The organism is Oceanisphaera psychrotolerans, from assembly GCF_001870485.1.
Classification (GTDB): domain Bacteria; phylum Pseudomonadota; class Gammaproteobacteria; order Enterobacterales; family Aeromonadaceae; genus Oceanimonas; species Oceanimonas psychrotolerans.
This window is the reverse complement of sequence record NZ_MDKE01000011.1, coordinates 19,429-32,491: the sequence shown is the minus strand read 5'-3', so window position 1 is coordinate 32,491 and position 13,063 is coordinate 19,429. Positions and strand designations below refer to the sequence as shown.

General features: G+C 61.3%; 11 protein-coding genes. 6 read left to right on the top strand and 5 right to left on the bottom strand.

The features are described from left to right. Window positions 1-89: 89 nt before the first annotated feature. From BFR47_RS04335 to BFR47_RS04325, 3 genes are all read right to left on the bottom strand, one after another. Window positions 90-821 (bottom strand): glycerophosphoryl diester phosphodiesterase, encoded by a 732-nt coding sequence (locus BFR47_RS04335; RefSeq protein ID WP_071471932.1) that lies wholly within the window; start codon window positions 819-821, stop codon window positions 90-92. 16 nt (window positions 822-837) lie between these two features. Further along, on the bottom strand, window positions 838-1,170 hold the full coding sequence (locus BFR47_RS04330; protein ID WP_083399004.1) for an SMR family transporter: 333 nt from the start codon (window positions 1,168-1,170) through the stop codon (window positions 838-840). A 92-nt stretch (window positions 1,171-1,262) separates the two neighbouring features. Beyond that, complete coding sequence (locus BFR47_RS04325) at window positions 1,263-2,165, bottom strand: ChaN family lipoprotein (protein WP_071471931.1); 903 nt, start codon at window positions 2,163-2,165, stop codon at window positions 1,263-1,265. A gap of 89 nt (window positions 2,166-2,254) precedes the next feature. Here BFR47_RS04325 and BFR47_RS04320 point away from each other — a divergent pair, with 89 nt between their 5' ends. Beyond that, complete coding sequence (locus BFR47_RS04320) at window positions 2,255-3,400, top strand: 3-phenylpropionate MFS transporter (RefSeq protein ID WP_071471930.1); 1,146 nt, start codon at window positions 2,255-2,257, stop codon at window positions 3,398-3,400. Then, a complete protein-coding gene (locus tag BFR47_RS04315) occupies window positions 3,397-6,864 on the top strand; it encodes a NahK/ErcS family hybrid sensor histidine kinase/response regulator (protein WP_071472207.1) in 3,468 nt (1,155 codons plus the stop codon). Before BFR47_RS04320 ends, BFR47_RS04315 begins: the two co-directional genes overlap by 4 nt. Window positions 6,865-7,022: 158 nt before the next feature. Here BFR47_RS04315 and purN read toward each other — a convergent pair whose 3' ends face one another. Continuing rightward, entirely contained in the window at window positions 7,023-7,661 is a 639-nt protein-coding gene (purN, locus tag BFR47_RS04310; RefSeq protein WP_071471929.1) for a phosphoribosylglycinamide formyltransferase, read from the bottom strand. Next, window positions 7,658-8,695 carry a phosphoribosylformylglycinamidine cyclo-ligase gene (gene purM / locus BFR47_RS04305; RefSeq protein ID WP_071471928.1) on the bottom strand — a complete coding sequence of 346 codons (1,038 nt, stop codon included), beginning with the start codon at window positions 8,693-8,695 and terminating at the stop codon, window positions 7,658-7,660. Before purM ends, purN begins: the two co-directional genes overlap by 4 nt. Before the next feature lie 325 nt (window positions 8,696-9,020). Between purM and upp the strand changes: the two genes are divergently transcribed. The 4 genes from upp to hda all read left to right on the top strand — a co-directional run bounded on the left by upp (window position 9,021) and on the right by hda (window position 12,733). Beyond that, window positions 9,021-9,647, top strand: coding sequence for a uracil phosphoribosyltransferase (upp, locus tag BFR47_RS04300; RefSeq protein ID WP_071471927.1), 627 nt, complete (start codon window positions 9,021-9,023; stop codon window positions 9,645-9,647). Window positions 9,648-9,699: 52 nt separating this feature from the next. After that, window positions 9,700-10,968: a uracil-xanthine permease family protein gene (locus BFR47_RS04295; RefSeq protein ID WP_071471926.1), complete on the top strand. Its 1,269-nt coding sequence runs from the start codon at window positions 9,700-9,702 to the stop codon at window positions 10,966-10,968. 63 nt (window positions 10,969-11,031) lie between these two features. After that, window positions 11,032-12,018 (top strand): DUF2066 domain-containing protein, encoded by a 987-nt coding sequence (locus tag BFR47_RS04290; protein ID WP_175514058.1) that lies wholly within the window; start codon window positions 11,032-11,034, stop codon window positions 12,016-12,018. Beyond that, window positions 12,011-12,733, top strand: coding sequence for a DnaA inactivator Hda (gene hda, locus BFR47_RS04285; protein WP_071471924.1), 723 nt, complete (start codon window positions 12,011-12,013; stop codon window positions 12,731-12,733). Before BFR47_RS04290 ends, hda begins: the two co-directional genes overlap by 8 nt. Window positions 12,734-13,063 lie beyond the last annotated feature (330 nt).

Here is a 13,063-nt window from a genome sequence, read left to right as displayed (position 1 = left end):
GAGAGGCATTGCCGATGGGCAAACTGTCGCCATGATAACAGAAAAGCGCAGCAGGCTATAACAAAGGCGTGCACAGGCGGGGTTGGCGCTCAGCCCGGACTCCAGCCTGCGTTCAGGTAATGCTGGGGCGTGTCGGTGAAAATCATGTCCACGCCCCAGTCTTTCAGGGTGGCGGCCCGCTCCAGGTTGTTGACCGTATAGCAGTGCAGTCGGTAACCGGACCCCTTGATGGTATCGGCCTGATCGTGGGTCAGATACTGATGGTGGCAATGCAGGCTGGTGCAGTCCAGCAGCTGCAGTTGGGCTTGCCAGTCATCGGGGATGCGTTCTACCAGCAGGGCGCGGGGGATACCCGGCTGCAGCACCTGCAGATAGCGCAGGCAGTCGGGTTCGAAGCTTGAAAACAGGATGTTTTTCTGGTCGAAGTCATGCTTGTCGATCAACTGGCTGACCTTGCGGCACAGCTGGCCGGCATCGTCTTTTGCATAGACCTTGAGCTCGACATTGACCTTGATACCCAGCGACTGGGCACGAGCCAGGTAGTCCCGTAGCCGGGGGATATGTTCCTGTTTGAAGGCGGGATCGAACCAGCTGCCCGCATCCAGCCGGCGCAGTTCGTCCCAGTCGTAGTTGCGCAGCTTGCCCTTGCCGTCGGTGCAGCGATTGACCTTTTCGTCGTGGGCAACCACGGCTTTCTCGTCTCTGGTGAGCTGCACGTCGATTTCGACCCAGCCCAATCCCAGTTCATGCGCCTGTTCCAGCCCCGCCAGAGTATTTTCCGGGGCCAGGCTGGCCACGCCTCTGTGTCCGCACAAGATCATATCGTTCTCTCTCTCGTCAGTGAGCGCCGATTTTCGACCACAACTGGATCACCGCCACGCCGGCGATGATCAGTCCCATGCCGATCAATGCCGGCAAGTCCGGGATCTGCCGGTAAAACAGCACCGCCAGCAGGGTGACCAGCACGATGCCGGCGCCGGACCAGATGGCGTAGGCAATGCCCACCGGCACCGTGTTCATCACCAGCCCCAGCAGCCAGAAGGCGGTGCCATAACCGGCCACCACCAGCAGGCTGGGCCCGAGGCGGCTGAACCCCGCCGATGCCTTGAGTGCCGTGGTGGCGATGACCTCGGCGGCGATGGCCATGATCAGTAACAGGTATGCGTTCAATGGAGGCTCCCCCGGTAGACATGGTGGCAATGTGCCCGATTCGGGTCGTGAGATAAAGTGAATTTACCGCCGCCTGGTTCATGAACACCGGGTTATCCGCAGTCGGGATGGCCGGACGTCACGGGGGGCAAGGGTTCGTGGTCCAGGCGGGCGGAGGGCAGCGGCGGGACCCTCAGCGACCACAACGGCGGCGAGGGAGCCGCCTCATCCGCTGTGACCGGATAGATGAGGGCCACCTTCAGTCCGGGGGCCCGTAGTTGCAGTCGCTGGGCGGTGCCCAGACCGTCGGCGATATGAAAACGGCCCAGGGTCAACATGACTCGGTGGCCGGGGTGACGCCGCAAATAACGGTCGACGCTTTCGGCCATGGTGTCGTCCCAGCTGGTCTGGGCGGCAAACTGGAACTCGGTGGGGGCCTGGCCGTGGTAGCGGGTCGCCATGAAGCGCGACTTGTAGGCGTCCTCGGCCAGGGTCAGGTGTTCGGCCACCCAGGCACGCTGGTCGGCAGGCAGGCGCGCCAGATAGCCGGGGCCTTCCCGGCCGATGCAGCGCACGATATGGCGCGGGGCATTGGCCGCCAGCACCGGGCTGTGGGTGTGACGGGCAAGCTCGAGCAGCGGCCGATAATCGCTGCGATAGCCGGGCCAGGCGTGGCTCTGTTCGATAAAGGCGACTTCGCCCAGTTTTCCTGCCAGATAGGCATCCACCGTATCCTGACGGTCCCGGCTGAATTGCTCCATGGCCAGTGCCAGCGGGCGAGGCTGGCTCAGCAGCCGGGCCAGCAACTCGGCCTGAAAACGGTGAATACCCTGATGGCCGTGCAGCTCGCCCACCATGATGACATCGGCACTGGCCAGTTGGTGAGCGGCCTGGTCAAGCGGCAGCGGCTGCCCGGACGGATCGGACAGCTGATAATCGAACAGGGTGGCCGGCGGGCGGGCGTCGGCCTGGCAACCGCCGAGTAATAACAGGATACAGAGCACGAATACACGCATGAAACCACCTTGGCGTAATGAAGAGCACAGCAATTAAGCCATAAAGTTATTATCATGGTCGCATTATTCCATAACACCCTGTCGCAATCATGGCGCCTGTATTCTGGCTTTCATTATTCTTTGCCATTTTTTATTTCGGCTACGGCATCTTTTTGCCTTTCTGGGCTCTGTGGCTCAGCCATGTCGGTGCCGACGCCGGTTTCATCGGGGTATTGCTCGGGCTGAGTATGGCCGTTCGCTGCGTCGGCAATCTGGCCATCATGAGCCGGATCCGCACCGCCGGCCAGTTGTTGCCGGCGGTGCGCTGGCTGAGTCTGTTGAGTCTGCTGGGGTTTGTCTGCTTCTACGGCGGCCAGTCGAGTCAGGCCCTGTTGCTGCTGATGGTGGTGGTCAGCCTGATTTACCCGACGCTGATGCCGGTGGCCGAGGCCATTGCCAGTCGCCTGATCGTGCAGGTGCACCTGGATTACGGCAAGGCCAGACTCTGGGGCTCGCTGGCCTTTATTGCGGCCAATATCGTGGTGGGCAGCCTGAGTGGCAGCCTGGGGCCCCAGTGGGTGTTGCATACCATGGTGTTGTCGCTCGCCCTGTTGCTGGTGTTGAGTTACCTGCCCATGAATCCGGCCCCGGCCGACAACCATCTGAGCAGGCAGGGCGATGCCATCATGACGGTGTGGCGCCGGCCCGGTATGCGGCGTTTTCTGGTTATTGTGGGGTTGTTGCAGGGCAGCCATGCCTTTTATTATGGTTTCAGTGCCCTTTACTGGCAGCAACAGGGTTACAGCACCACGGCGATTGGCTATTTGTGGGGGCTGGGGGTACTGGCAGAAATAGTGGTGCTGGCCATGAACAAACGGTGGTTTGACCGCTGCAGTGCCCGTGATCTGCTGCTGGCCGGGGCCGGTTGTGCCCTGTTGCGCTGGGGACTGATGGGCACCACTACCGAGCTGGGATGGCTGATGCTGTCCCAATTGCTGCATGCGGGCAGTTTTTGTCTGAGTCATCTGGGGGCCATGCGTTATATCAGCCGGGATCTGGACGGTGCCGCGGTGTTTGGCGCCCAGGCGCTGTATGCGGCCTTTGCGATGGGGTTGATGGTGGCCTTGCTGCTGGTGCTGTCCGGCCAGTTGTATCCGGTGCTGGGCGGGCAGACATTCTGGCTGATGGCGGTGGCCGTGGTGCCGGTATTCTGGCTGCTGCGTACTCCCCTGAGCCAAACACAACAGGAGGCCTGATGCAGGGCTGGACCGTCATTACCATTGCGCTGGCTTATCTGGCGATGCTGTTTCTGTGTGCCTGGCTGGGTGACAAGGTGCGCATGGGCACGGCTGCCCGGCGCCTGCGACCACTGCTGTACAGTTTTTCGCTGGCGGTATACTGCACCTCCTGGAGTTTTTTCGGTACCGTCGGCCAGGCCAGTACCGATACCTGGTCCTATTTCTCGATCTATCTCGGGCCCATCCTGATCTTCACCCTGGGCGGCCCGCTGCTGGCCCGGCTGATCGAGGTGGCCAAGCGCGAGCATATTACTTCCATCGCCGATTTTATTGCCGCCCGTTACGGCAAGTCCCAGCGGCTGGCGGTCTATGTCACCCTGATCGCCATCGTCGGGGTCCTGCCCTATATCGCGCTGCAGCTCAAGGCCATCGTGATGGGGTTGAACCTGGTGGCGCCGGATGTGGTTGGCGGTGACGGCCGGGACGCCGGCGAGGTGGCCTTTATGGTCACCCTGTTGTTTACCCTCTTTATTCTGCTGTTCGGTACCCGTCATATCGATGCCACCGAGCACCAGCGTGGGGTCATGGTGGCGATTGCGGTGGAGTCGCTGGTCAAACTGGTTGCCTTTATCGTGGTCGGGGCCTTCGCCTTGTGGCTGATCCTGGCCTATCCCAACCAGCAGCGGGTGATGATCACCGAGGATTTCATCGGTAACTTCACCAATGTGACCGGCGCCAATCTGCTCGATATGGGGGTCTATACCCTGTTGTCGATGAGCGCCATCATCTGCCTGCCGCGCCAGTTTCATGTCACCGTGGTGGAGCACCACGACCCGGCGGATTTGCGTTGGGCCCGGCGGATCTTCCCGCTCTATCTGCTGCTGATGGGCGTTTTCGTGCTACCGCTGGCGCTGGCCGGCCAGCAGTGGTTGTCGGCCGACACCTCGCCCGATACCTATGTGATCAGCCTGCCGCTGGCGCTGGAGTACCCGTCCCTGGCGGTGCTGGCCTTTATCGGCGGCGCCTCGGCCGCCACCGGCATGATGATCATCTCGACCATCGCCCTGGCGATCATGGTCAGCAACGATCTGGTGCTGCCGATGATACTGCGTCGCCGCCAGCTGCAGGGGGCCGGTTTTGAGGATTTTGCTCAGCTGCTGCTCAAGGTACGGCGTACCGCCATCATGGTGATCATGGCCACCGCCTGGCTGGTGTTTCTGTGGCTGGAAGACATCAACAGTCTGTCGCGTATCGGTTATCTGAGCTTTGCCGCCATCGCCCAGTTTGTACCTGCCCTGGTGCTGGGGCTGCTGTGGCGCGGTGGCAACCGGCGCGGCGCCTACTGGGGCCTGAGTCTGGGCATGCTGATGTGGCTGCTGAACCTGATGGCGGAAACCGGGCTCTTTGCCGGCGATGCCAGCACCAACGTGCTGTTGTGGCTGCTGACGCCTCCCGACTGGGGTGCGGTGGCTGACATGAGCTCGGTCACCTGGGGCATTCTGCTCAGCCTGCTGTGCAACCTGGCCGCCTATTTGCTGGGCTCCTGGTTGTCGGTGCCCTCGGTCAGCGAGCGTTTTCAGGCCGCGGCCTTTGTGGGTCGTCAGCACAAGGATGATGGCGATGTCTACCGCGCCAAGGTCACGGTACAGGAGCTGGAGCAGCTGGCTTCCCGCTTTGTGGGCGAGGCCCGGGTCAGCCGGGCTTTTTCCCGCTATGCCGGCGAGCATGGCACCCTGGAAGGCAGCATGCAGGCGTCGGCCAGCCTGATCCGTCATACGGAGCGGGTGCTGGCCGGGGTCTTTGGCGCTTCCTCGGCCCGGCTGGTGCTGTCTTCGGCCCTGCAGGGGCGCTCGATGGAGCTGGACGAGCTGGCCGCCATCGTCGATGAAGCCGGGGATGTGTTCCGCTTCAACCGTGGGTTGCTGCAGGGGGCCATCGAACATATCGAACAGGGTATTTCGGTGGTCGACAAGGAATTGAACCTGGTGGCCTGGAACCGACGTTATATCGAACTGTTTGCCTATCCACCGGGGCTGATACGGGTGGGACGGCCCATCGCCGATATCATCCGCTACAACGCGGAAAAAGGGCTCTGTGGTCCGGGAGAGGCCACGGAGCATGTGGCCCGGCGAGTGGAACACATGCGGGCCGGCACCGCCCATGTGTCTGCCCGTACCCGGCCCGACGGCCGGGTAATCGAAATGCAGGGCAATCCCATGCCCGGCGGCGGCTTCGTAATGACCTTCAGCGATATCACCACCTTTCGTCAGGCGGAGCAGGTGCTGAAAGATGCCAATGTAGTGCTGGAGGCGAGGGTAGCCGAACGTACCCGGGAGTTGTCGGCGGTGAACCAGCAACTGCTGACCGCGACCCATCAGGCGGAAAAGGCCAATGCATCCAAGAGCCGTTTTCTGGCGGCGGTGAGTCATGATTTGATGCAGCCGCTCAATGCCGCCAAGCTGTTCACTTCTTCCTGGCTGGAAACCTCGGGCGACGACGAGAGCCGCCGGCTGGCGGGTCATATCGACCGTTCACTGGCCGCCGCCGAAGATCTGATCGGCGACTTGCTCGACATGTCGCGGCTGGAGTCGGGCAAGCTGAAGGCCAGGCCCCGGGATTTTGCCCTCCATGGCCTGTTCGATATTCTGCGGGCCGAGTTCGGGGTGCTGGTCGAACAGGACGGGGGCCGTTTCGATGTGGTGGCCAGCCGGCTCTGGGTGCACAGCGATCCCCGCTTGCTGCGTCGTATCCTGCAGAACTTTCTGACCAATGCCCTGCGTTACAACCCGGGCGGGCGCATCCTGCTCGGGTTGCGTCGTCGTGGGGAGCAGCTGTGTCTCGAGGTCTGGGATCAGGGCCCCGGTATTCCTGCCGACAAGCTGGAGTCGGTGTTCGACGAGTTCATGCGACTGGAGCATGGCCAGCGTCAGCATCAGCAGGGCCTGGGGCTCGGGCTGGCCATCGCTCAGGGGCTGGCTGTCATATTGGGGCATCGGCTGACGGTACGCTCGGTAGAAGGCAAAGGCTCGGTCTTCGGTGTCATCCTGCCCCGTGCCACACCGGGGGCCGAGCCGGAGGCCGAGCTGTCGCCGCCGTTACCGGCCGCCGGCAGCGGCCAGCTGGCGGGAGTCAGGGTACTGTGTATCGACAACGATACCGATATTCTCACCGCCATGTCCGGCCTGCTGAGTCGCTGGGGTTGCCAGTTGAAACTGGCACTGAATGGTGCCGAGGCACGACAGCATTGTTGTGATGGCTTCGAACCTCAGGTGATACTGACGGATTATCATCTGGACGACGGGGAAACCGGGGTGGCGTTGGTGGAGCGGTTGCGCCGGGAGTTCTCCCCGGTGCCCACCGTGGTGATTAGCGCCGACCGTCAGCCGGAGTTGCAGGCCCAGTGTCAGACTCTGGGTCTGAGCTACCTCAGTAAACCGGTGAAACCGCTGAAACTGCGGGCGCTGTTGCAGCATCTGGTTTAAAACGTGAGGCGTCCTACCTTTCCCGCACAGCGGGTCCGCTCAGCCGACCCGTAGTCCTCCGTGATGCCCAGGTGTCGGCTCTGGAACGCCATACCGCAGGCAACAAAAAGCCCGCTTATGTCACCATAAGCGGGCTTTTTTTGATAAACCGCAGAGAATTACTCTCCGGCGTGACCCTGGGCGGGCAGCGGAACGCCATCCAGCCAGGCCTGCTCCTGCTGCATGGTCAGGCGACCTTCGCAGAACCAGCGTACCACCAGCGGATAAATCGCGTGCTCCTGCACCTGTACCCGTCCGGCGACGGTGGCTTCGTCGTCACCGGCAAAGATGGGCACCCTGGCCTGCAACACCACGGGGCCGCCGTCCAGCTCTTCGGTGACGAAGTGCACGCTGCACCCATGCTCGGTATCGCCGGCCTCGATGGCCCTCTGGTGCGTATGCAGCCCCTGATAGCGGGGGAGCAGAGACGGATGGATATTGAGCATCCGCCCCTGGTAATGCCGCACAAAACCGGGAGTAAGGATACGCATGAAGCCCGCCAGTACGACCAGATCGGGTTCATGACTGTCGATCAGCTGCATCAGCGCCGCATCGAAGCTGTCTCTGTCTCCATAGTCCTTGTTGGACAGCACCGCGGTGGTGGTGCCCGCGATGCGGGCACGCTCCAGACCGTAGGCCTCGGCCTTGTTGCTGACGACTGCCACCACTTCGCCGCCCAGCTGGCCGGCGGCCGACTGATCCAGCAACGTCTGCAGATTGCTGCCGTTGCCGGAAATCAGGACGACGATGCGCTTCATTTGATTTCGACCTGCTCTTCGCCTTCGGCGGCATTGTCGATACGACCGATGACCCAGGCTTGCTCACCGGCGTCCTGCATGAACTTGACGGCGGCGTCGGCCTGGTCGGCCGGCAGGGCGATAACCATGCCCACACCACAGTTGAAGGTACGGTACATTTCGAAGGTTTCCACGCCACCGGCCTGTTGCAGCCAGGTGAATACCTGCGGCCACTGCCAGCTGCTTCCGTCGATCACGGCCTTGGCACTGGCAGGCAGTACGCGAGGAATGTTTTCCCAGAAACCGCCGCCGGTGATGTGACTGAGGGCGTGGATGTCGAACTGCTTGATCAACTCCAGTACCGGCTTCACGTAGATGCGGGTCGGGGCCATCAGGGCATCGGCCAGGGTAGCGTCACCCAGCGGCTGTTGCAGATCGGCGTTGCTGACTTCCAGGATCTTGCGGATCAGGGAATAACCGTTGGAATGAGGGCCGCTGGAACCCAGGGCAATCAGGGCATCACCGGCGCCGACTTTGCTGCCGTCGATAATTCCGCTTTTTTCCACTACGCCAACACAAAAACCCGCCAGGTCGTAGTCACCGGCTTCGTACATGCCGGGCATCTCGGCGGTTTCACCACCGATAAGGGCACAACCGCTCAGTTCACAGCCGGCACCGATGCCGGTTACCACGTCGGCGGCGGTGTCCACGTCCAGCTTGCCGGTGGCGTAGTAGTCGAGGAAAAACAGCGGCTCGGCACCCTGCACAATCAGGTCATTCACGCACATGGCGACCAGATCGATACCCACGCCCTGATGACGCTTGAGATCGATGGCCAGACGCAGCTTGGTGCCTACGCCGTCGGTGCCGGCCACCAGTACCGGCTCCTTGTAGCCGGTCGGCAGCTGGCACAGGGCACCGAAGCCCCCGAGTCCACCCATGACTTCAGGGCGTTGAGTGCGACGGCTAACGCCTTTGATGCGTTCAACCAGGGCGTTACCGGCATCGATATCTACACCGGCGTCTTTATAGCTCAGGGGTTTGTTCTGCGTCACGAGTGGTTACCTTGTCATTGTATTTAGGAGCGGGTTTAGCACCAGTTGGCACTCTTACCGGCTGTTAGTCACTGTTTCGGTCGCTATTCTAATTTAATGCGCGTGGCAGTGCCACCGGCGTTGGCCTGCTAGGCTATGTTCTCAAGCGAATGTTTTTCAACCGTAGCAAAAGATTGTGGCAGGGGGCGGGCAAAGGATCGTCTGCATTGCGTAAAAGCCGGAGCACCTTTGCTAAAATCAACGCTAAAAGTCTGCCGCAGGGCGCTATTTTATGCTAAAGTCCCGCGGTTTTTTTTGTGCATCGCGTAGTCGGGAGAATGAGTGAATGAAAGTCGTTGAGGTTAAACACCCTTTGGTGAAACACAAGCTGGGTCTGATGCGGGAAGCCGACATCAGTACCAAACGCTTTCGTGAACTGGCAAAAGAAGTCGGCAGCCTGCTGACCTATGAAGCCACTGCCGACTTTGAAACCGAGAAAACCACCATCAATGGCTGGAATGGCCCGACCGAGGTGGATCAGCTCAAGGGCAAGAAAGTCACCGTGGTGCCGATTCTGCGTGCCGGTCTGGGCATGATGGACGGGGTGCTGGAGCACATGCCGGGTGCCCGGGTCAGCGTGGTGGGGGTGTATCGTGACGAAGAAACCCTGCAGCCGGTGCATTACTTCAACAAGCTGGTCAGCCACATCGACGAGCGTCTGGCGCTGATTGTCGATCCCATGCTGGCCACCGGCGGCTCCATGATCGCCACCATCGATCTGCTGAAGGAAAAAGGCTGTCGGCATTTCAAGATAGTCGTGCTGGTGGCGGCTCCCGAAGGGCTCAAGGCACTGGAAGAGGCGCATCCGGATGTGGAGCTGTACTGCGCTTCCGTCGACGAGCGTCTCGACGAGCACGGTTATATCATCCCCGGCCTCGGTGATGCCGGCGACAAGATTTTTGGTACCAAGTAAGTCAAAACCGGCGCAGGCCGGTTTTTTTCCGTTTGTTCAAGGTAAATAAAAGATGAACTCAGTAAATCAACCCGAGGTGGTGGCTCATGGCCAGGCCACGGCCAATACCCCCCTGCGCCAGGCTCTGGCCGGCTCCCAGATGTTGTTTGTGGCCTTTGGCGCCCTGGTACTGATGCCGCTGATCACCGGACTGGATCCCAATGTGGCCCTGTTTACCGCCGGATTCGGCACCCTGATTTTTCAGCTCTGTACCAAGCGTCAGGTACCGATTTTTCTGGCGTCTTCCTTCGCCTTTATCGCCCCCATTCTGTACGGGGTGCAAACCTGGGGTATTCCCGCCACCATGAGCGGCCTGATGGCGGCCGGGGTCATGTATGTACTGCTCAGCCAGCTGGTGCGCTGGCGTGGCACCACCGTGCTGACCCGGCTGTTGCCGCCGGTGGTGGTGGGTCCGGTGATCATGGTGATTGGCCTGGGGCTGGCACCGCTGGCGGTAAATATGGCTATCGGCAAGACCGGTGACGGTTCGGCCGAGTTGATGCCCAACGAGGTGGCATTGTGGCTGTCGCTGTCGGCGTTGCTCACCACCCTGCTGGTGTCGACGATGGCGAAAGGCGTATTTCGTCTGGTCCCCATTACTGCCGGTATCGCCGTGGGCTACGGCCTGGCGCTGTGGTTCGGCGTGGTGGACTTCACTCCGGTCCGCGAGGCGGCCTGGTTCTCTGTGCCGAATTTTGTTGCTCCCGAATGGAACTGGCAGGCGGTGCTGTTCATACTGCCGGTGGCGATCGCGCCGGCCATCGAGCATATCGGTGATGTGCTGGCCATCAGCTCGGTTACCGGCAAGGATTACATCAAGAAGCCGGGCCTGCATCGCACCCTGCTCGGCGATGGCATGGCCACGGTCGGCGCCTCGCTGTTTGGCGGTCCGCCCAACACCACCTATTCCGAGGTGACCGGTGCCGTGATGCTGACCAAGAACTTCAACCCGGTGATCATGACCTGGGCGGCGGGCTTCGCCATCTTGCTGGCCTTCGTCGGCAAGTTCGGTGCCCTGATGCTGAGCATTCCGACCCCGGTGATGGGCGGCATCATGATACTGCTGTTCGGCTCCATCGCGACCGTGGGTCTGAACAGCCTGATCAAGCATCAGGTGGACCTGTCCCAGGCGCGTAACCTGTGCATCGTGGCGGTGATCCTGGTGTTCGGCATCGGTGGCATGGCCTTCGGTATCGGCGGTTTCAGCCTGCAGGGGATCAGCCTGTGCGGTATCGTCGGCATTCTGCTTAACCTGGTGCTGCCCAGAACACAGCCTCATTGAGTCTGGCCAGAGATTATGTCTGTGGTTATCATGCGCCTTAAGCTCTTTAATGATGGCAAATTGATGCTGAAAAATTTGTTGCTGACGACGACGTTGCTGTTTTCTGCCCTGGTATCCGCGCAGTCGGTGTTAGAGGTTAACCTCAATCCTGCCCCCTACAGCCGGGATGAAGCGCGGGCACAGGCGGTGAGTCTGGTGCTGGATCGACTGACCGGCGGCCGGGCGCAGGACTCCTGGGTGCAGGATGAAGTGCAGCGTGAACTGTCCCGTTACCTGCAGTCCGAACCTTCAGGGAGCGGTTACAACGCCGTGTTCAATGGTGATGAGCTGTTGGCGCTGCTGCAAGGCGCGGAGCTGCCGTTCTCGCTGGCCCCCCGGCCTGGCGTGTTGGTGTGGTTTTCGAAGAGCGGCCGAGCCCGCAGCGAGGCGAGCCGCGCCTGGCGGCAGGCCGCCGCTGCCTATCAGCAGCCGTTGCTGTGGCCGTTGTGGGATCTGGAAGAACACATGACGCTGGACCCCCGCGCGTTGTTCAAGCCCCAGCTGCTGCGCGAAGCGAGCCGGCGCTACGGCGCCGACTACTGGCTTGTGGTCGAGCAGGATAAGGAAGGTGGACGCTGGCAGCTGTTCGGCTCCTCGCAGGATCAGGCGCTGTTGCAAGGCCAGCTGGACTCGGGAACGGATGCGGTGACTGCGCTGATGGCGCGCCTCAATCGTTACTGGGTCGGGCAACAGGAACAACGCCTGGCACCACGGCCGGACAATGCCGCGCCGGAACAGGCGCTGTTTGCCGAGACTGACTCGCCTGGCGTGCTGACCATAGTGGTATCCGGGTTGCGCCAGTTTTCCGATTCGGTACGCGTTGAGCAACAGCTGCGCCGGCTCGACGGGGTCGAACAGGCCTATGTCACCGAGAGTGCCGGTTATCAGGCGCGTTATCGTTTGCTGGTGCCGGGTTCTCGTGCCGTGGTACTGCAGGCATTGACGGAGATGACGGGGCTTGCCGTGACCGGTGAGCGGGAATTCAGCTGGTCGGGGATGACGAGTGAGTAAAGACGGTGAAGAGGAACAGCAACCGGCCCAGTTGGCCCTGGCGGTACAGCTGCCGGATGATGAAACCTTTGCCAGTTTTTACCCGGGCGATAATGCCCAGCTGATCACCGCCCTTAAAAATGCGGCCATTGGTCAGGGCGATGAAATGCTTTATTTCTGGGGCCCGGAAGGCAGTGGCCGCTCTCATCTGCTGCATGCCAGCTGTGCCGAAGTGAACGCGTCCGGCGAAGCGGCGTCTTATATTCCGCTCGATTGCCATCGACAGATGTCCCCGCGACTGCTGGACGGCATGGAGCAGCTGGCGCTGGTGTGTCTGGACAATCTGGATGCCATCGCCGGGGTGGAGGAGTGGGAGCGGGCGGTGTTCAACTTCTTCAATCGTCGGCGTGAACGGGCATCGGGCTCTCTGGTGGTCAGTGCCGTCAGTGCCCCGCGCAATCTGGGGTTGGGGCTGCCGGATCTGGCGTCCCGCCTCGACTGGGGAGTCGCCTATCAGCTGAAAACCCTGGATGACGAGGGCAAACTCAGCGCCCTGCAACTGAGATCCGAGCTGCGTGGCTTCAAGCTGCCCACCGACGTGGGCCGCTTCCTGCTCAACCGGCTGTCACGAGACATGAGCACCCTGCTCGCCGCTCTCGACCTACTCGACAACGCCTCCTTCCAGGCCAAGCGCAAGCTCAGTATCCCCTTCGCCAAGGAGATACTGGGGCTGTAGCGGGTGAACTATTGCTTACTGTTACTCTCGGAACGTGGGCCAAAGGGCTAGCTCCGCCGACCCGCTCAAGCACATCCTTGTGACGCTCAGCACATGACATCCCTGTCATGTGATGGTCGGTGGAGCAGAGCCCTTTGCCCTCCTTGAGGCTCCGGCATCGCCTGTTAGTACTGCCAACGGACAACTCGATATAGCAAAAGAGGCAACAGAGAACGGCTCCCTCGACCGTGACATGCTAGGGATGGCATGTCCGAGCTTACATGGATGTACTCGTAGCGTGTCGAGGGAGGTGGCTGTGTTGCCTCTTGGTGACCGGCCGAAAGTTTGCTC